The organism is Thalassobacillus hwangdonensis (assembly GCF_042675915.1).
In the GTDB taxonomy this organism is placed as follows: Bacteria; Bacillota; Bacilli; order Bacillales; family Halobacillaceae; genus Thalassobacillus_A; species Thalassobacillus_A hwangdonensis.
In genome coordinates, this window is sequence record NZ_JBHTKL010000001.1 from 1018089 (window position 1) to 1037248 (window position 19160).

Sequence of the window (19160 nt, forward strand, 5' to 3'; positions counted from 1 at the left end):
ACTTTCATCCTGTCACTTTTATATTATCAGAATATTCAGCACGTTGAAACGTGCATTACGATTTTGTGGACCACTTGCGGTTGAGCAATTCAATTTCTTGCTGATGAGAAATTTTTTCTTTAGGGGTTTCGAGGATAAAAGGAATGTCTGCCTGTAATTTTGATGTCAAGATGGAGTCGAAATGGTTCTCCTTAATAAAACCATCGTTGAAAATATTGGCATGTCGATCCTTTCCGGAACCTGAAGCATATTTGGAGTTGTTGAGATGAACAGCTTTCAGATGATCGAAGTACCCTAGTCTGTTTCCTTTCTCCAAGACTTCTCCCCAGTTCTCTCCATTCCACAAACCACTTGCAAACGCATGACACGTATCAAGACAAAACCCCAACTTAGCACTGTTTTTACACAGCTCCCGCACTTTCACTAATTCTTCCATTGTCGTTCCTATCGATCCTGGTACCCCTGCGTTATTTTCCAATAGTATTAGGCAGTTTCCTTCCCACTTCTCAAGGACTTCGTCCAGCATGTCAATCATTCGACGATAGCTTTCCAATGGATCTGGACTGATGGATTTACCTAAATGGACCACTGTTCCTATCGCACCACAAGTATCAGCAATCTCAAGATCATTGAGCAGGGAAACAATCACTTTCCGTCGTTTAGCATCATCGGTAGGTGTAAGTGTGGTCGGGTAAGGCGTGTGGGCAATCGAAACCAACCCTTGTTCGATGCAAAATTCTTTACACTGCTTTGCATCCACTTTATCGAAAGCTTTGACCGTGAGACCTCGTGGATTTTTCGGGAAAAATTGAAAGGAAGCCGCGTTCATTGCTTTCGCAGATTGTGCAGCACCCAGATAACCATCTCGAATCGAAACATGACTTCCAAACTTCATATGTTCACCTCTTTTATTGAATACTTTCATTGTTATTCTTACCATTAAGGAAGGAGATACACACTTTGACATATGTATAAAAAACACCTACTTCCCACTGCAATATGCAGTAGGAAACAGGCATCGTTAATCAAGATATATTAAGTTTTAAAACGCCCCATTTTCATTCGGAGAATTCTCTGGTATGGGTTGCCCGACATCCCACATTTCGATAATACGTTCATTTTCAAAACGAAAAATATGTATGACTACTGCACCGATATCCTCCGGGTTTTGTTTCATATGTGAATGTACAGCAACGGTTTCTTCCTCTTCGATCGCAAGTTTAACTTCAAAAATCTTGTCAGGGTTCTCAGCAGCATTCTCTTCCATTGCTTCCATGATTGAGTCTGCATCTCCACGAAAATAAAGGTTGTGATGATAGAAGTCTGATCTAGTATGTGTCTTAAATGCTTCACGTACGTTACCAGAGGCTATCAATTGTAGAAATGACTCTGCCCTTTCTTTTAAAGATATTCCATGAGTTTCTTCCATAACATTCATCCTCTCATTTTTATGGTTATGAATAGTATATAGGTAAATGACAGACGATGCATAATGGACATTAAAAAAAGAGGTGCAGGCAGCACCTCTCAAATTAAATGATGAAATTGATTAAATAGCCTCCTGCCACACCGAGCAGTACAATCATCCAAGCCGGGACTTTCCAAATATTCAACAGTGCAAACAGCACCGTACCAAGCGCGAAATCCGCAGCTCCAAAAATCGAGCTTTTGATGACCGGATCATAGAATGCCGCCAATAAAATGCCGACTACACTTGCATTGACTCCCATCAGTACGCCTTGGAAAGAGGCACGCTTGCGCAATTCATTCAAAAACGGCAATGCAGCAATAATCAATAGAAAAGATGGTAAGAAGATTCCTAACGTTGCAACGACAGCCCCAGCAATCCCCTCCATCATCGTTCCAAGATAACTGGAGAAAGTGAACAACGGACCAGGTACAGCCTGTGCCATCCCGTATCCTGCAAGAAATTCATCCGGAGAAAGCAGGCCCGGGGGAACGACTTCCCGTTCTATCATCGGTAATACTACATGTCCTCCACCGAATACGAGTGAACCGACACGGAAAAACGTATCGAAAATACTTATCAGAGGATTGTCAGTCATTCTTGTAAGCAATGGCGTCACTATCAATGTAGTGATCAAGATTGCCAGGGAGGTTATCCCAAGTTTTTTCGAAATGTTGATGGAGAATGGCTGCACTTTTGATTCTGCTTTTTCACGGAAAAGTTTCAAGCCAACAAGTCCTGCACCAACGATGATGATGATCTGCATCCATGCGGAAGGATACAGAAGCATGATCGTCGCAGCTATAAGCGCGATTCCTATTCTCGTTTTATCAGGGGTCAATTTTTTCCCGAGGCCAATAAGTGCGTGTAACACGACAGCTGCTGCTACTACTTTCAAACTGTGGATGAAGGTAGCATCTTCGAGTGAATACGTCTGGTACAGCATTGCGAACACGACAAGAACAATGATCGACGGCAGGGTAAAACCGATCCAGGATACGATTCCACCCAGCAGTCCCGCACGCAGCATTCCGATCGAGATGCCGACCTGACTGCTTGCCGGCCCGGGAAGGAATTGACACAATGCAATGATGTCTGCATACGTTTTATCATCCAGCCACTTTCTACGATCGATATATTCGTCCTTGAAGTAAGCTAAATGGGCAACTGGACCACCGAAAGAGGTCAGTCCAAGCTTTGTGGAAGCAAATAATATCTCTAACAGGATTTGAAATGTGCTTCTATTGTGATTGTCTCTCATAAGTACTGCTCCTTTTACTTGATTTCTTTGAATAATTCATAGGCTTTTGCCCGTGCTTCCTGAAGCACTTCATCGCCTTTTTGCGTAATCTTGTAGTACTTTCTGATCTTTCCGTTGACATTGACGTCTTCTCTTAGCAACAGCTCGTCCACTTCCATGTTATGAAGGATTGGATAAAGCGTACCCGCACTGATGTCATACCCATGTTCATGTAGTTCTTCGAGCATCCATGCCCCATAAATCGCTTCTTCTTTTGCATGGTGCAGGATGTGGATCTGGATGAATCCTAAAAACAATTTTCTGAGAACTCTATTTTCCATCCGCTCACCTCTTATTCAGAAATTCAATATCGATTTTCGAAATCAATGATAAACGATTCATTTCTCTTCGGCAATAGGATTTACAAACTCTTAACATTACATAAAATGGACAATTTCACATAAAAAAAGAAGCCTTCTTCAAGACTTCTTTTTAAACCTATGACATCCACTTCGGTGGTGTATTTTTATCCCAATAGACTTCTCCGATTGTATGATGCTTTTCAAAACCATCATTTTTCAAGTGATAATGGAAGTTGAACCAATAGCCTTCTCCAGGTCGCTTATCACGACGAACATGGAAGCGCGCTACCTCTTCTTCACTGTTATGATCATAAATGTTGAACATGCGTTCTCCATATCCTGGAGTAGCTGTTTCTGTGATTTCATAATAGGACGCTTTGTCGCCGGCATCGCTTACAATGTCTTCAATAACCCGTTCCATTTCAGGTAAGATCATCGTTTCAAATTCCTCGTCCATGCGTTCGATGATACGCGGACCCATCTTGGACATCGCCTGCGCTTTTGCAAAGTCTGTAAGTTGTTCGAGATGATCGGGTTCTTTTGTATGTTCTAACGGAATTCCGGAAGTATCTACTTCCAGTCCCTTGGCTTCTTCTTGGCTTATGCTGACTTCTTCATTTTCAGCAGCATTGGCGTCCAAATAATTCGTTGGTACATATAATCCCAGAGTCAATATCGAAATCAGGACGACTGCAATTTTCCTCATCCACAGCTTCATTAGAGTATCTCCCTTATATGTATTCCCTTCCATTCTATCACGTTGAATCCAGTTGTCTATAAAACTATTGAATTACACTTATAGGTAGATACGTACAAAGCATTAATAAGGTTTCATTTTAATCCATCTTTTCCAAGATCAGTTTTACATTCTTTTCCCATCCTTGCTCTCCCCATTCCTTATACTTCTGCAACATTTCATTATTTAATGAAGGGGTAGAAGCAACAGTTTTTACATCATTCATATAAGTTATCATGGTAAGTACATCATCTTTAGTTCCAATCTCACCATGCCCTGGAACAAAAGACTTTATGTCTTCACTCTCCAGGAATTTCAATTTCTCAAGCCACAAATCCAGGTCTGATTCTTCAAAAAATGTGGGATGGCCTTCAACGAACAGCAAGTCTCCTGTGAAGACCACCTGTACACCTTCAACAAACAGAACTGCATCGCAATACGAATGCGCTCTACCATAAGTGACCAGTCTCGCGTTCCTCTCTGATCCTACTATCTTGAATGATTCTTTAAAAGTTTTTGTAGGTAAGACCAGTTCTAAATCAGGCAACGATTTTCTGATTTCTTTTAAAAAACTGATTTGGCTTCCAAATGATTGATCGTTTTTTTCTTCTAATGTTTCTATGTATTTCTCTAATCCTGCTAAGTCATTTTTTTGATTCCTGATTCTTTCCGGGTGAATTTCCTCCATTTTTTCAAACGTTATTGTGCTTGAGACGATTGTTGCATCATTAAAAACCTGATTACCTCGAACGTGATCGCCATGATAATGGCTATTGACTACGTAGGAAATAGGAGATTTACATATACTTTCAGCTGCTTTCCGTAAATCTTCTGCGGCCTGTGGAGTGTTAAACGTATCAAAAATGATTGTTTTGTCTCCTAAATCTATGATACCTGCATTAGCAACCGCTCCTCCACCTTCTTTAGCTATTGCAGCATAGATTCCCTTTTCAACCTTATGCAAATTGAAATGTCTACTTTTATAATCCATCCGAAATGCCCCCTTTCTTATATTGAGATGATTTGCGTATCATATGCAAATGTAAACCGAATACCTTTTTCTGCATACTTTTCCTCTACAACTTTGAGAGTGTCATGACTTAATCCGTTCACTTCCTCGATATGCGTCAAATACACTTCCTTCGCTCCCAGCTTTTCTATAACCTCTACCGTCTCCTTAAAGGTGGCTTCTTCCTTGAGTACAGGGTGATCTGGGGAAACCAATATTTCACCTGTAAGTGGATGAACATCGAAAATGCCAGCCGGAAGGATTGCGACATCTATATTTTTCATAAACTCAGGTGGTTGCCAATTATTCAATTCATCCATGATAATCAGAACATTTCTTCCGTCATTTTCTATTAGAAAACCGTATACGTAGGATTCTGCTAGTCGGAATGGATAAATGGTAGTGTCACTCATTTGTATGTTTTCATCATCACTTAATTTATGGACAGTTGCATACCCCTGCTCTTTGAAAAAATTAAAGTGGTCGCCACTCCCTAAGAAGCGGTCAAAATCGTTGTGGACTTGTTCCGGTAGAAAAACATCTACTGGATCATTTTCCGGTGGATGATTACGCCAGTCTGCGCTTATTGATTCCACCACTCTTCTTCCCATCACATGATCCGGATGCCAATGAGAATATAAGACTCCATTGATTTCCCGGATCGTAGAGCGATTGATTTGAACGTAGCTATCTTCAGGTGTATCTATCAAGAGGTCTGGACCATGAAGAAAGATGCTGGGCCCTGTTCTGCTGTATGGCACACCTTTCTCTCTAGCTTCAATGCAAACCTTACAAGTACAAAGTGGTCGTGGAATCGACATCGCGCCACCCGTACCCAAAAATTCAATGTTCATATGTCTCTATCCCCTTTTTACCGATTAGAACAAAAACAGGCAACATCATCCAGTGATGGTGCCTGTAGCTGTAATTAAATGATATATTTCTGATCCTCTTTCACGAATGAAAAGCTTTCAGGTGCCAGTGATTTTTCATTGGCAGGTGTTTGAGATTGCTTTTTCTTACGACTGAATATCTTCTTCAGCAGACTGCGATCATCCACGTAGAGTCCGACACGCTTTTGCTGGACTTCCTGAATCCCTTCAACGACGAATTGCATCGCAATCGTAAGAGTAATGAAAGCGATAAACACTGGAATAACAATCCAGTAATGGCCGGTCATGAAGGCTTCGCGAGCACTGCTGATAAGTCCTGACCATTCATAAGTGACGGAATGCGGTGGCGATAAGTACATACCGTTATCAATCAATACACTTGTCCCTCCTAAAAACAGGTTGAACAATCCTAAGTGAATGAAGATAAGCAGAACTTGGATAAATTGTTGTCCGAACACAATACCGACTTTCGATCGTAAATGCGGAATCAGGTGTTGTCTTAGCAGGTGACTTGCGCTACCTCCAAGCACTACTGCACTTTTAATATAATCCTGCTTCATCAGCAGTTTCATTTCATTTCCGAATAAGACGGTCACTAAAGGTATGACCAATATGGATAGTACTGCGACTTCAACAATCAGACGCTCGGAAAACGTATATTCGAACCCCCTAGTTGTCCCCCATAAAACAGGAGATAATAGGATGGTTGCAATCAAACTTAATGGCATGAAATGAAAACCATCAACAAATCGTTCAATCCCTCGTTTGATCGACTGCGGAACAAACAAGGCGTAAGGAATCGCAAGCAGGAAGCCAAATAATACTCGGAAAAATGCGATCAACCCTGCAAATAGAATCGTATATTTTGCACCTGCTAATATTTGATCCAACACGTCGTCTCCAATAAAATCCGACCCGAGAATGACATATTCCGAAGGTGGGTGGGGAACCGTGCTTAAAAGATTTCCTTCGTCATCATAAACGAGACCATGGTTTACCACCTCAACATCGTTAATTATGGAATGACCAAAACTTATGACCAGCATAAGTGCAATAATCATAAAGCCAAAGAGAAACTTCCTGTTTTTGAAGTGAGCGCCTATTTCAGCTAACGAACTTCTCAATGTTTTCTTCCATGAACCGTGTTTGCGACTTCCTACACTGAAATAAGAGGAAGGTTTTAATTCTTCAATCTGGTGCGCCCCAGATTCTGTCACAAGTTCTACCCCTTGATAAAGGATATAGAACGGGGTGAAAAACATGATTAACACAGAAGCAATAACCATCGCCCGGAAATCCTCCAAAATGAAGTTTGAAACGCCATTTATGTTGAACATGTATTCCACGACAAATAAACTGGATAATGCTCCCCAAACAATCAGTTTAGAATGATAGAATGTGCTCTTGATGATATTTCTGAATACGTGTGTGACTACCAAGGTCTTCTGCTTCAATCCTTTGCTCAGACCAAATTCTACATAATGTTTTACCATTTCCTCTTCTACTAGCAGTAAGATGACTCTGAAAAGGGAAATCAAAGGTAGGATAGCAAGCACAACAATTGGTGCGGCATAAATTTTATCATCCCCAAGGGTTGAGAACGGAATGATGATTGTCCCTGTCTGTTTATAGATCAAGACTACGACGAATTGGAGAAGGAATGCCATCATCAAATCAGGTATTGCTTCAAACAGCCCTAGAAGTCTCTTTATGCCAGCAACAAGTGGTTTAGGCAATAATACTGTGATGAAAGCTAGTGCCACAGCGACTCCAAAACCAAGTAAAAGTGCACCGACCAGGATCGTCATCGAATATTTATAAGGTTCCCATAGAAACGTAAACGGATTTAAGGCTTCTCCTCTGAATTGGTAGGCCCAATTATCCTGGTTGATGAAGTCCTTGAAGATATGGATAGTTTCATCATAATAAAGTCCGAAATCGACGAGCCCCTCACCGCGGAAAATGAATGGAGCTGTGCTTATACAAAGTATTCCAATGATTCCAAGTATGTAATAGATAAAAAATTTGAGTAGTTTCATTTTTCCTATGTCCTTCCTTCAAGTGATTACTATTATTTCCATCTAGTAATATACTGACATAAAGTAATACGAATTGCCAAACTTTTTTCATTATTTCGTCAGCTTGACACCTACAATATACCCAGGAAAGATCTTTATCAGCTCTCCGTTATAAAATTAAGATTCTCATCAAAATAAATGCAAATGGCAGACATCCATACGCACTACAGCCCGCACAGCCGTCCAGCACTTCTTTTTCCTTGTATGCCTCCTCATCTTTTTCAAAGGATTCTTCTTTCATCCGTTGCTTTCTATCCATGCCAAAATCCCCTTCCTTTATTCTGATGATTATTGTAACATTTTTACAAATGATGTAATTGATACGTAATCGAATCATAAGATTAATGGGATCCATTACTTGGGAATGGAATAGTGTAAGTTATTAAACCTTTGATGGAGAGGTGAACGATGATGGTTGTAATGAAAACAATGCAGGATTTGCAGACGTTAATTGAAACATCGAACTATATGAATTACGAAATAAAAGATGAAACTGCTCATATCTTCAAAGATACGTCAATCAACGAAGAGAGATATCTACTGGCGATTGCAACGTACTTTCCACACATTCATTGCCTGCAGATTACATCGTATGACGAAACGTTTGAAGCTGACCGCATCACATCTAATTTAGATGTGAATAAGTTGGAAACGGAAGATGTAGAAGACGGTAATGTCTATAAAATTTACTTGAAGTAATAGTCAAAACAAAAAACGGATTGTCATAGTGACAATCCGTTTTTACATTCCTTTATACTTCTTCACAATGTTCTTCAAAGATACGCTGCAGCTTACCTACTACTGCCATCGGTTCGAATCCTTCGATATCGTGACGCTCTACCATCGTTACGATTTTACCGTCTTTCATCAGTGCGAATGAAGGGGATGATGGTGGGAACCCTTCAAAGTGTTGACGCGCACGCTCTGTCGCTTCACGATCCTGTCCGGCAAATACCGTTGCAAGGTGATCTGGACGCTTATCATAGTGAATTGCATGAGCAGCAGCAGGTCGTGCTACTCCTCCTGCACATCCACAAACAGAATTGATCATTACAAGTGTCGTGCCTTCTTTAGCAAATGCCTGATCGACCTCTTCAGGTGAAGTTAATTGTGTATATCCAGCATTGGCGATTTCTTCGCGTGCCTGAGTTACGACATCATTCATATAAATGTTGAAATCCATAAGTATAACCCCTTTATCATAAGATATCTTCGTACCAATCGTACCAATATTCGCACAGGCTTTCAATCAAATGATGCAGTCCAAAAGAAAATTCCCCACCTTCATCAGATGGGGAACTGCTTTTAGTAAATCGGTGTGTTATCTTTGTTCACATTTTCAAGGATTTCTTTGACACGTGCAAGGAAATTACCTACGACTAGTCCATCTAGTACACGGTGATCCAAAGACACACATAGGTTTACCATGTCACGGGCACCAAACATACCATCTTTGATGACAGGTTTTTTGACAATTGATTCTACCTGCAGGATGGCAGCCTGAGGATGATTGATGACACCCATCGACTGGACAGATCCGAATGAACCTGTGTTATTGACAGTAAACGTACCGCCTTCCATATCCGCGGATGTCAACTTGCCACTGCGTGCTTTCATCGCAAGGTCTGTGATGTCTTTTGCAATTCCTTTGATGCTCTTGTCGTCTGCATCGCGAATGACAGGCACGAACAACTGGTTTTCATTAGCTACAGCAATGTTCAAATTAATCGCTTTACGCTGGATGATCTTGTCTCCAGCCCAAGTGCTGTTGATTTCAGGGAATTCTTTAAGCGCCTGCGCTACAGCTTTTACAAAGAAAGCGAAGAATGTAAGGCTATAGCCTTCTTCCTGCTTGAACTTGTTTTTCAAAGAATTACGGTAGTCAACCAAGTCTGTAACGTCCACTTCCACCATCATCCACGCATGCGGGATTTCCGTTTTCGATTTGACCATGTTCTGGGCAATCGCTTTACGGACACCTGAAACAGGGATCTCTTTATCTCCAGGTCTGCTAGTAACCTGGACAGGTGCTGGCTTGGACGGTGCTTCTGCTGCTTTCGGTGCTTCTTCAGCAGGTGCCGGGGCAGCTTCCTCCTGCTTCGGCTGTGGAATTTCACCACTTTCGATGATGCGTTCCACATCTTTACGAGTGATTCTTCCGCCTTTACCAGAGCCTTCGACTTGGTTCAGGTCAATATCATTCTCTTGAGCAAGCGTCATGACAGCTGGGGAATAACGCTTTTTCGAAGAATTATCCTTCGGTGTCGTTTCCTTCTTGACTGGTTCACTTGGCTGCTTCGTCTCGACGGGAGCTGCCGCTTCTGAAGCTTCCGCTTTTTCTTCTACTTCTGCTTCTTCCGCAGTCCCTCCACCTTCGACTTCGATGTAGCACATAAGGTCACCGACAGCGAGGGTTTCGTCTTCCTTCGCTACGATTTCTTTAATGACTCCAGTAAAGGAAGAAGGAACTTCCGCATTTACTTTATCGGTCATGACTTCCGCAATCGGATCATATTTATTGACTTGGTCGCCTTCTTTGACGAGCCATGAACTGATCGTACCTTCAGTTACACTCTCCCCGAGCTGGGGCATGGTAATCTTTTCTTTGCCCATTGAGATTCCTCCTTTTGATTAAAATTCAGCAAGCTCTCTCATGGCTTTTTCTACTTTGTCCGGATTCATCATGAAATACTTCTCCATAGTCGGAGAGTATGGCATTGCCGGTACATCCGGACCTGCAAGACGTTTGACCGGTGCATCGAGATCGAATAGACAGTTTTCGCTGATGATAGCAGAAACTTCACTGATGATTCCGCCCTCTTTGTTATCCTCGGTGACCAACAGGACTTTTCCTGTTTTTGAAGCTGCCTCGATGATAGCTTCCTGATCAAGTGGATATACCGTACGCAAGTCAAGAATATGTGCATCAATACCTTCTGCTGCAAGCTTTTCTGCAGCTTGAAGTGCGAAGTGTACACATAAGCCGTAAGTAATTACAGTAATATCAGAGCCTTCACGCTTCACATCCGCTTTACCGATCGGCAATGTGTAATCATCTTCAGGCACCTCACCTTTGATCAGACGATACGCACGCTTATGTTCAAAGAACAAGACAGGATCATCATCACGGATTGCTGCTTTCAACAAACCTTTCACATCGTAAGGAGTGGAAGGCATGACGATTTTCAGTCCTGGCTGGTTGGCAAATACCGCCTCCACAGATTGTGAATGATACAATGCGCCATGCACACCGCCACCATATGGAGCACGGATTGTGATCGGACAATCCCAGTCGTTGTTCGAACGGTATCGGATCTTTGCTGCCTCAGAAATGATCTGGTTGACAGCTGGCATGATGAAATCAGCAAACTGCATTTCAGCTACCGGACGCATGCCGTACATTGCCGCTCCAATTCCTACACCCGCGATTGCAGATTCAGCAAGTGGCGTATCGAGGACGCGATCTTCACCGAATTCGTCATAAAGGCCATCAGTAGCACGGAAAACTCCTCCACGCTTCCCAACATCTTCACCTAATACAAATACTTTTTCATCTCTTTGCATTTCTTCTTTCAATGCAAGTGTCACTGCATTGATATAAGACATTACTGGCATAGTTACTCCCCCTCCTTACTCTTTATAAACGTAGTTAAGCGCAGATTCCGGTTCCGCATATGGTGCATTCTCCGCATAATCCGTCGCTTCGTTCACTTCATTTGTAATTTCGTCATTCATCTTCTTCTCGACTTCTTCAGTCAGGATGTTCATTTCACGTAAGTAGTTCCCAAACGTAATGATGGAATCCTTTTTACGTGCCTCGTCCACTTCTTCTTTTTCACGGTACGTACGATCGTCATCATCACTGGAGTGAGGAGTCAAACGATAGGACACCGTCTCGATCAGTGTAGGACCTTCACCGTTTCGGCCGCGGTCTGCTGCAGCCTTGACTGCTTCATAGACGGCTAGTGGATCATTTCCATCTACTGTGAAGCCAGGCATTCCATATCCGATCGCTCGGTCGGATACTTTTTCACATGCAAGCTGCTTGCTCACTGGTACAGAGATCGCGTATTTATTGTTTTCAACCATGAAGATGACCGGCAGTTTATGTACCCCGGCAAAGTTAGCCCCTTCATGGAAATCTCCCTGGTTGGAAGAACCTTCTCCTAGTGTAACGAAGGAGACGAAATCTTTCTTTTCCATTTTACCTGCCAATGCAACTCCGACAGCGTGAGGTACCTGTGTAGTAACTGGAGAGGATCCTGTTACGATGCGGTTTTTCTTCTGTCCGAAGTGACCAGGCATCTGACGACTTCCTGAGTTCGGATCCTCAGCTTTTGCGAAGCCGGAAAGCATCAATTCTCTTGATGTCATTCCGAAAGCAAGGACGACACCCATGTCACGGTAATAAGGAAGTGCATAATCCTTTTCACGGTCCAATGCATACGAAGCACCAACTTGTGCCGCTTCCTGTCCTTGACATGAAATGACAAATGGAATTTTACCTGAACGGTTCAACAGCCACATTCTTTCATCGATTTTACGTGCAAGCAGCATCGTACGATACATATCCAGCACTTGATCATCTGATAGACCTAGTTTTTCATGGCGATTTTCAGCCATTTGAATCCCTCCTTCATTCAATTACCCGTGGATTTGTTTTCCGTCGACAGCCATTGCAGCCTCGCCGATTGCCTCAGACAATGTCGGGTGCGGGTGAATGCTGTGTGCGATTTCCCAAGGGGTTGCATCCAACACTTTTGCAAGGCCTGCTTCTGAAATCATATCCGTGACATGAGGCCCGACCATATGAACGCCAAGCAAATCATCGGATTTCTTGTCTGCAATGATTTTTACGAAACCATCCGTTTCACCAAAGACCATCGCTTTACCTATCGCCTTGAACGAGAACTTACCGGTTTTTACATCGTAACCGCGTTCCTTCGCCTGCTCTTCTGTCATTCCTACACTGGCAACTTCAGGACTGGAATAGATACAGGTTGGAACTTCATCCGTATTCATCGGATGAGGATTTTTGTCAGCCATATGTTCGACAGCAATGATGCCTTCATGTGATGCCACATGTGCAAGCTGCATGCCGCCGATTACATCACCGATTGCATAAATGTGACTCTCTTTCGTCTGATAGAATTCATTCGTCTTGATGACACCGTTCTCAACAACGATGTCCGTGTTTTCCAGACCGATGTTCGTAACATTTGCAGCACGTCCGACAGAAACAAGCATTTTATCCGCCTGATAGGTTTGAGTTTCCCCATTAACTTCTGCCTGGATCGAAACACCAGAATCCTTATTCAGAGATTCAGCAATCACTTTTGCATCAGTAACGACGTTAACGCCTTTTTTCTTCATTTGCTTCTTCATTTCTTTCGACACTTCTTGATCCTCTGTAGGTAAAATGTGCGGCAGGTACTCGAGCACAGTCACTTCTACTCCGAAATCTGCCAGCATCGATGCCCATTCGATCCCGATGACTCCGCCACCGACAATGATGATCGAAGAAGGGAGTTCTTCCATGGACAACGCTTCATCTGAAGTCATGACAAATTCTTTGTCGATCTCAAGTCCAGGAAGTGATTTAGGTTTGGAGCCTGTTGCGACAAGAACGTTTTTCGGAATCAGCATTTCATTCTCTTCGCCATTGTTCATTTCAACAGAAATGGTTCCAGGCATCGGGGAAAAGATAGATGGTCCCAAAATTCTGCCGAATCCTTCATAAACATCGATCTTACCCTTTTTCATCAACCCTTCCACACCTTTATGTAGGGTGTCTACGATGGACTGCTTTCGTTCCTGGACCTTTGTGAAATTCAGGATAGGATTTTCTACTGTAACGCCATATTGTTCTGCTTCTTTTGTCTGTTTGAAAACTTCCGCACTTCTTAATAGTGCCTTTGATGGAATACATCCGCGATGAAGGCATGTGCCTCCAAGCTTCCCACTTTCGACTATCGCCACTTTCAAATCGAGCTGGGACGCACGGATTGCAGCAACGTAGCCGCCAGTTCCTCCACCAAGGACGACCAGATCATATTCTTGAGCCATGGTGTGATCTCCTTTCTACTCTGCAAAATTAGGATATTGCTTAGGTACTTCTTCTTTACGAAGCACTCTCAATGTACCTTCGTTGAGCGCTTCCAATTCATTTTCACCAGGATAGACGAGAATATCTGCAATCCATTTGACGCGCTCGGAGATCATTTCTACGAAGCCTTTTCCGTAGGCAAGTCCTCCAGTCAGGACGACTGCATCCACTTCCCCTTGAAGCACCGTACTCATGGAGCCGATTTCTTTTGCTATCTGATAAGCCATCGCATCATATACAAGCTCAGCTTTGCGATCGCCATGTTCAATCATCTGTTCTACTTCCCTGGCATCATTCGTATCAAGGTACGCCATCAGACCACCTTGTCCGACCAGCTTCTTCATGATTTCTTCCCGGTAATATTCACCTGAGTAACACAAGGAAACGAGGTCACCTGCAGGGACAGTACCTGCTCTCTCAGGAGAGAAAGGACCATCACCATGAAGCCCATTATTAACATCGATGACTCGTCCATGCTTATGGGCACCAACAGTGATTCCCCCACCCATATGAGTGATGATCAGTCTGGATTCGCCATAGGCTTTGCCAAGGTCTTTAGCTGCACGCCTGGCAACTGCCTTCTGGTTCAATGCATGAAAAATGCTCTTTCGAGGAATCTCAGGAACACCGGAAACGCGCGACACCTCATCCAATTCATCTACGACAACTGGGTCGACGATGTAAGCGGAGATGTTCAGTCCTTTTGCAATTTCGTTGGCGATGATTCCTCCCAGGTTCGAAGCATGTTCGCCGTTGTAACCGATTTTCAAATCATGCAGCATGGCATCATTGACCTCATAGGTGCCACCTTCTATCGGACGAAGAAGTCCTCCTCGCCCACAGACCGCATCGAGTTTACTAATGTTGATGCCTTCTTTGTCCAATTCATCAAGAATCACTTGTTTCCTGAAATCATATTGGTCGATCACTCGTTTATAGCCGGAAACTTCTTCAACTGAGTGACGGATGCTTTTTTCGAAAATACATTGTTCATCGTCAAAGACGCCAATTTTCGTTGATGTGGATCCAGGGTTGATGACTAATATTCGTTGTGTCTGTAGCACTTCTTTGACCTCCGTTCAGACATTTCATTTATCTTCTGCTAAGCGTATGGTTTCCATTCTGCAGGAATTGACTGCGTGATTTACGCATGATTTCAATGCGTTCTTCAGCCATGCGGTCTGCTGCTAAATAAGTTGGGATATTGTCACGCTTGGAAATATCGAATACTTTAGCAACATTGTCATAAATCGTCTCTACTCGCTTCATTGCACGTTCTTTATTGTACCCGTTCAACTCATCGGCAACGTTGATGACCCCGCCAGCATTGATCACATAATCCGGAGTGTAGACAATTCCTTTCTCATGAAGGATATCTCCGTGTTTTGTCGACTTCAACTGGTTGTTTGCTGCGCCTGCAATCACTTTCGCTTTCAGTTGAGGGATCGTTTCGTCATTGATGGTAGCTCCAAGCGCACATGGTGCGTAAATATCACAATCAACGCTGTAGATTTCTTCTGTATCGACAGCTTTGGCACCGAATTCTTCGACAGCACGGTTTACTGCTTCTTTATTGATATCTGTAACGATCAAGTTCGCACCTTCTTCGTGCAAATGACGGCAAAGATTGTAAGCAACATTCCCTACTCCTTGGACTGCAACCGTTTTCCCTTCTAGAGAATCTGTTCCGAAGCCTTCTTTAGCAGCAGCTTTCATTCCTCGGTACACACCGTAAGCAGTTACTGGAGATGGGTTACCAGATGAACCGAATGCAGGAGAGATTCCTGTTACATAATCCGTTTCAAGGTGGATCGTATCCATATCCTGAACCGTCGTTCCTACATCTTCAGCAGTGATGTAACGACCGTTCAACCCTTGGATATAACGACCGAATGCACGGAACATCGCTTCGTTCTTATCTTTTTTCGGATCACCGATGATGACTGTCTTACCTCCACCTAAGTTCAATCCTGCTGCAGCATTCTTGTAAGTCATACCCTTTGCTAATCGAAGCGCATCCTCGATTGCCGCTTCTTCAGAATCATATGTCCACATACGCGTTCCACCGAGAGCCGGCCCAAGTGTTGTATCATGGATTGCTATGATCGCTTTCAAGCCGGACTGTTCGTCCTGACAGAATACCAACTGTTCGTAATCGTATTTCTCCATATAAGTGAAAATTTGCATATCGAATTCCTCCTAATTATTTTTCAGATGTAAATAATGCTAAAGCTAGTGAATATATTTTACTCTCTGCCGAATCCGACCGAGAGGTTAAAACGATTGGAGAAGCTGCACCACTTATCACTCCTGCTACTTTTGCACCTGCAAAATACATGAATGATTTGTACAGCGCATTGGCAACTTCTATTGCTGGAACGACAAGGATATCCGCTTCACCCGCAACAGGTGAGTCGATTCCTTTATGCTCTGCAGCTTCTTTGCTGACCGCATTGTCGAATGCCAATGGTCCATCGATGATACAGTCACGGATCTGCCCGCGCCGGTTCATCTGGGTCAACAGAGCAGCATCCGTACTTGCGGACATTGCAGGGTTGACTACTTCCACCGCTGCAAGCGGCGCAACTTTCGGAACCTCAATCCCGAGTCCACGTGCAACTTTGACGGCATTTTGGACGATTTGGACTTTTTCTTCGATTCCAGGTGTAATATTCATTGCTGCATCTGTCAGAAATAACAGCTTTTCCTGTGCTGGTATTTCAAATAATGCTACATGCGAAAGTACATTACCTGTACGCAATCCAAACTCTTTGTGCAGTACTGCCTTCAGCAGATCTTTCGTAGCAATGTTCCCTTTCATCACAACATGCGCTACCCCACTCTTTACGGCTTTGACCGCTTCAAGTGCTACTTGTTCTTTTGGCACTGATAAAAGTTCAATCGAAGGATGATCCAGATTCAATTCTGCTTCAAAAGCAACTTCCGTCATTTCCTTTCGATTTCCCACCAATAAAAAATGACAAAGGTTACGCTCAATCGCCTCTTTCACTGCTTTCATCACTTCAAGGTCGGCAGCCTGTGCAATGGCAACCACTTTCGATTCATTCTGTTCCACTTTTGCAACTAATTCTTGTAATGATTTCATTTATTTCACCTCATTTTCCTGATGTTCATATGTGTAAGCCTTTACAAACCAGTTTTGAAAATGCAAGATTCTTCCACTATGAAAAATCTTGCAGGCTGTTCTTATCAAGTCCATACTTCTCCAGCTTGTAATAGAGGTTTCTTACTGAGATCCCCAACGCCTTCGCTGTCTGCGTCTTATTGTAATCATTCGCCTGGAAAGCATCAGCCAGGAGTTTTTTCTCGTAACTGTCCAGTGCAACCTGTAATGGTTCGCCGAGCCACACTTGGGGCGTATGCCCAGTTGCAAGCTGTGAAGGGGTAGTTTCGTTTGAGAGTGGCGGAATGTGTTCCATTAGAATAACACCTTCATTGGTCTCCATATAGATCATCGCTCGACCCATGATGTTTTCGAGCTCCCTGATGTTCCCTGGCCATTCGTATGCAAGAAGCTTTTCCGTCGCTTTCTCATCGATTGTAGTCACATTCCTGCCGTAATCCTCATTCAGCTTCGCAATCAGATGATCGATGAGGACAGGTATATCATCCTTCCGCTCCCGCAGAGAAGGGATGTATATAGGCAATCGGTTCAAGCGGTAATATAAATCTTCACGGAATGCCTTGTTCATGATTGCTTTCTCAAGATTGACATGAGTTGAAGCAATCACTCTTACATCGACTGTAATTGGTTTCGTACCGCCAACGCGCACAATTTCATTTTCCTGCAGCACCCTTAATAATTTCGCTTGCAAGCGCAGACTCAATTCGCTGATTTCATCCAGAAATATACTGCCATTATGCGCTTCTTCGAGAAGACCCTTTCGGCCACCACGCTTCGCACCGGAAAAAGCACCTTCTTCATAACCAAACAAGTCACACTCAAGGGCCTCTTCTGTAGTTGCTGCGCAATTGACTCGGATGAATTTATTGTGCCGCCTTTTACTTTCATTATGGATAGCATGCGCAAAAAGTTCTTTTCCTGTCCCAGACTCTCCTCGTAAAATGACGGTAGCTGGTGTTTTGGCTCCTACCTTCGCCTGTTCGAGCGCGAGCGTCATCTCAGGTGAGTCTCCTATGATATCGTCAAACGTGTATTTAGCTTCCAGGTTTCTGATGATTTGACGAGCTCGCTTCAATTCACTTGTCAGCGATTGAATTTCAGAAACATCATGCAGAACCCCGACACTTCCTTTTAATTTCCCATCAACAATCACAGGTGCTACATTGACAAGTACGTCTTTTTTCGCTGGTCCAACCTTCATCCTTACTCTTCTGACTGGACGGCGTGTCTGAAGCACTTTCATATGCATACTTTCACCTTCATAAATGTCGACAGTTGCAGGCTTTCCTATGACATCCTTTTCAGTGAGTCCGGTAATTCTCGTATAAGCGGGGTTGATCATCAGACCATTTCCCTTTTCATCCACTACGGAAATTGCTTCATCCGAAGACTGGATGATCGCTTCAAGCATTGTTTTTACTTCTTTCAAATCCGTGTTTTCCTCTGCGAGATTGACGACTTCAGTAATATCTTTGAAGACTGCAAATGCGCCCATCAGCTGCCCGCTGGAGTCAATCATGGGAATTCTGGTCGTAATCACCTTTTTCCCATTTTCCAAAACCAGTTCCTGATTCACTTCTTTGCGTCTTGTCTGCAAAGTGTCGGGAAGTTTTGAAGATTTGATGATGTCATTCACATCCTGATCGATCGCACTCGACCATTCTATCCCCAATATGCGTATAGCGCTTTCATTTAAAAAAGTGATTCTTCCTTGTTCATCGATGACGATCATTCCATCATGAATGCTGCTCAGGATCATTTCCTGATTTTCCGCTTGTCCTGTAAGCTCTTTCAAAAGTGCTTCCTTTTCTTCCAACAGCTCAGATGTGATGTTGGCTACTGAACCCGGGATCACTACGGTTGTCCTTTTCCGTTCAGCAATGATCTGCTCCAGTGTCGCTTCATCACCTGTCGCTTCGATGACAATATCGATATCCTGATGTATGTAATCGCGCCAGTGTACACCGACTGGAATTCGGAACGTCTCCGCCCACTTCAAGCCTGGTGCATCTTTGTCAATATCAACAATCGCTACAATTTCCATCCGGTTCGTAGCTTTCAATAATTTAAGTAGTGCTGTGCCGCCTTTTCCGGCACCAACGATCAACACTCGTTTCAAGTGA

Annotated in this window: 19 protein-coding genes; 1 reads left to right on the plus strand and 18 read right to left on the minus strand. The window is 43.2% G+C overall.

The window, feature by feature from the left end; translation table 11 throughout:
• Positions 1-55: 55 nt before the first annotated feature.
• From ACFQ2J_RS05430 to ACFQ2J_RS05470, 9 genes are all read right to left on the minus strand, one after another.
• The gene (locus ACFQ2J_RS05430; protein WP_386057292.1) at positions 56-895 is read right to left on the minus strand and encodes a deoxyribonuclease IV; all 840 of its coding nucleotides are present in this window, start codon (positions 893-895) and stop codon (positions 56-58) included.
• 147 nt (positions 896-1042) lie between these two features.
• Positions 1043-1429: a nuclear transport factor 2 family protein gene (locus ACFQ2J_RS05435; protein ID WP_386057293.1), complete on the minus strand. Its 387-nt coding sequence runs from the start codon at positions 1427-1429 to the stop codon at positions 1043-1045.
• Between the two features lie 103 nt (positions 1430-1532).
• Complete coding sequence (gene chrA, locus ACFQ2J_RS05440; RefSeq protein ID WP_386057295.1) at positions 1533-2729, minus strand: chromate efflux transporter; 1197 nt, start codon at positions 2727-2729, stop codon at positions 1533-1535.
• A gap of 14 nt (positions 2730-2743) precedes the next feature.
• Complete coding sequence (locus tag ACFQ2J_RS05445; RefSeq protein WP_386057297.1) at positions 2744-3049, minus strand: PadR family transcriptional regulator; 306 nt, start codon at positions 3047-3049, stop codon at positions 2744-2746.
• A 157-nt stretch (positions 3050-3206) separates the two neighbouring features.
• Complete coding sequence (locus ACFQ2J_RS05450) at positions 3207-3788, minus strand: YpjP family protein (RefSeq protein WP_386057299.1); 582 nt, start codon at positions 3786-3788, stop codon at positions 3207-3209.
• Between the two features lie 118 nt (positions 3789-3906).
• Positions 3907-4797 carry an MBL fold metallo-hydrolase gene (locus tag ACFQ2J_RS05455; RefSeq protein ID WP_386057301.1) on the minus strand — a complete coding sequence of 297 codons (891 nt, stop codon included), beginning with the start codon at positions 4795-4797 and terminating at the stop codon, positions 3907-3909.
• 17 nt (positions 4798-4814) lie between these two features.
• Positions 4815-5669, minus strand: a complete 855-nt coding sequence (locus tag ACFQ2J_RS05460; protein ID WP_386057302.1) for an MBL fold metallo-hydrolase — start codon at positions 5667-5669, stop codon at positions 4815-4817.
• A gap of 74 nt (positions 5670-5743) precedes the next feature.
• On the minus strand, positions 5744-7747 hold the full coding sequence (locus tag ACFQ2J_RS05465) for an ABC transporter permease subunit (RefSeq protein WP_386057304.1): 2004 nt from the start codon (positions 7745-7747) through the stop codon (positions 5744-5746).
• Between the two features lie 148 nt (positions 7748-7895).
• Complete coding sequence (locus ACFQ2J_RS05470; protein ID WP_386057306.1) at positions 7896-8045, minus strand: hypothetical protein; 150 nt, start codon at positions 8043-8045, stop codon at positions 7896-7898.
• Positions 8046-8194: 149 nt separating this feature from the next.
• On the opposite strand from ACFQ2J_RS05470, the gene ACFQ2J_RS05475 reads away from it, so the two are divergent.
• Positions 8195-8485, plus strand: coding sequence for a hypothetical protein (locus ACFQ2J_RS05475; RefSeq protein WP_386057308.1), 291 nt, complete (start codon positions 8195-8197; stop codon positions 8483-8485).
• Between the two features lie 52 nt (positions 8486-8537).
• Here ACFQ2J_RS05475 and ACFQ2J_RS05480 read toward each other — a convergent pair whose 3' ends face one another.
• The 9 genes from ACFQ2J_RS05480 to ACFQ2J_RS05520 all read right to left on the minus strand — a co-directional run bounded on the left by ACFQ2J_RS05480 (position 8538) and on the right by ACFQ2J_RS05520 (position 19156).
• On the minus strand, positions 8538-8969 hold the full coding sequence (locus tag ACFQ2J_RS05480; RefSeq protein ID WP_386057310.1) for a BrxA/BrxB family bacilliredoxin: 432 nt from the start codon (positions 8967-8969) through the stop codon (positions 8538-8540).
• Positions 8970-9091: 122 nt separating this feature from the next.
• Entirely contained in the window at positions 9092-10399 is a 1308-nt protein-coding gene (locus ACFQ2J_RS05485) for a dihydrolipoamide acetyltransferase family protein (RefSeq protein WP_386057312.1), read from the minus strand.
• Positions 10400-10417: 18 nt separating this feature from the next.
• Positions 10418-11401 (minus strand): alpha-ketoacid dehydrogenase subunit beta, encoded by a 984-nt coding sequence (locus ACFQ2J_RS05490; RefSeq protein WP_386057313.1) that lies wholly within the window; start codon positions 11399-11401, stop codon positions 10418-10420.
• A 15-nt stretch (positions 11402-11416) separates the two neighbouring features.
• Complete coding sequence (locus ACFQ2J_RS05495; RefSeq protein WP_386057315.1) at positions 11417-12409, minus strand: thiamine pyrophosphate-dependent dehydrogenase E1 component subunit alpha; 993 nt, start codon at positions 12407-12409, stop codon at positions 11417-11419.
• 21 nt (positions 12410-12430) lie between these two features.
• A complete protein-coding gene (lpdA, locus tag ACFQ2J_RS05500; protein ID WP_386057317.1) occupies positions 12431-13852 on the minus strand; it encodes a dihydrolipoyl dehydrogenase in 1422 nt (473 codons plus the stop codon).
• Positions 13853-13867: 15 nt separating this feature from the next.
• Positions 13868-14956, minus strand: a complete 1089-nt coding sequence (buk, locus tag ACFQ2J_RS05505; protein WP_386057319.1) for a butyrate kinase — start codon at positions 14954-14956, stop codon at positions 13868-13870.
• A 28-nt stretch (positions 14957-14984) separates the two neighbouring features.
• Positions 14985-16079 carry a branched-chain amino acid dehydrogenase gene (gene bcd, locus ACFQ2J_RS05510; protein ID WP_386057321.1) on the minus strand — a complete coding sequence of 365 codons (1095 nt, stop codon included), beginning with the start codon at positions 16077-16079 and terminating at the stop codon, positions 14985-14987.
• A 16-nt stretch (positions 16080-16095) separates the two neighbouring features.
• Positions 16096-16998 (minus strand): phosphate butyryltransferase, encoded by a 903-nt coding sequence (gene yqiS, locus ACFQ2J_RS05515; protein ID WP_386057322.1) that lies wholly within the window; start codon positions 16996-16998, stop codon positions 16096-16098.
• Between the two features lie 76 nt (positions 16999-17074).
• Positions 17075-19156 (minus strand): sigma 54-interacting transcriptional regulator, encoded by a 2082-nt coding sequence (locus ACFQ2J_RS05520; RefSeq protein WP_386057324.1) that lies wholly within the window; start codon positions 19154-19156, stop codon positions 17075-17077.
• Positions 19157-19160 lie beyond the last annotated feature (4 nt).

Coding starts and splice junctions, on each gene's coding strand:
- ACFQ2J_RS05430 (WP_386057292.1), bottom strand. CDS start 895: ATGAAGTTTGGAAGTCATGTTTCGATTCGAGATGGTTATCTGGGTGCT.
- ACFQ2J_RS05435 (WP_386057293.1), bottom strand. CDS start 1,429: ATGGAAGAAACTCATGGAATATCTTTAAAAGAAAGGGCAGAGTCATTT.
- chrA (WP_386057295.1), bottom strand. CDS start 2,729: ATGAGAGACAATCACAATAGAAGCACATTTCAAATCCTGTTAGAGATA.
- ACFQ2J_RS05445 (WP_386057297.1), bottom strand. CDS start 3,049: ATGGAAAATAGAGTTCTCAGAAAATTGTTTTTAGGATTCATCCAGATC.
- ACFQ2J_RS05450 (WP_386057299.1), bottom strand. CDS start 3,788: ATGAAGCTGTGGATGAGGAAAATTGCAGTCGTCCTGATTTCGATATTG.
- ACFQ2J_RS05455 (WP_386057301.1), bottom strand. CDS start 4,797: ATGGATTATAAAAGTAGACATTTCAATTTGCATAAGGTTGAAAAGGGA.
- ACFQ2J_RS05460 (WP_386057302.1), bottom strand. CDS start 5,669: ATGAACATTGAATTTTTGGGTACGGGTGGCGCGATGTCGATTCCACGA.
- ACFQ2J_RS05465 (WP_386057304.1), bottom strand. CDS start 7,747: ATGAAACTACTCAAATTTTTTATCTATTACATACTTGGAATCATTGGA.
- ACFQ2J_RS05470 (WP_386057306.1), bottom strand. CDS start 8,045: ATGGATAGAAAGCAACGGATGAAAGAAGAATCCTTTGAAAAAGATGAG.
- ACFQ2J_RS05475 (WP_386057308.1), top strand. CDS start 8,195: ATGATGGTTGTAATGAAAACAATGCAGGATTTGCAGACGTTAATTGAA.
- ACFQ2J_RS05480 (WP_386057310.1), bottom strand. CDS start 8,969: ATGGATTTCAACATTTATATGAATGATGTCGTAACTCAGGCACGCGAA.
- ACFQ2J_RS05485 (WP_386057312.1), bottom strand. CDS start 10,399: ATGGGCAAAGAAAAGATTACCATGCCCCAGCTCGGGGAGAGTGTAACT.
- ACFQ2J_RS05490 (WP_386057313.1), bottom strand. CDS start 11,401: ATGCCAGTAATGTCTTATATCAATGCAGTGACACTTGCATTGAAAGAA.
- ACFQ2J_RS05495 (WP_386057315.1), bottom strand. CDS start 12,409: ATGGCTGAAAATCGCCATGAAAAACTAGGTCTATCAGATGATCAAGTG.
- lpdA (WP_386057317.1), bottom strand. CDS start 13,852: ATGGCTCAAGAATATGATCTGGTCGTCCTTGGTGGAGGAACTGGCGGC.
- bcd (WP_386057321.1), bottom strand. CDS start 16,079: ATGCAAATTTTCACTTATATGGAGAAATACGATTACGAACAGTTGGTA.
- yqiS (WP_386057322.1), bottom strand. CDS start 16,998: ATGAAATCATTACAAGAATTAGTTGCAAAAGTGGAACAGAATGAATCG.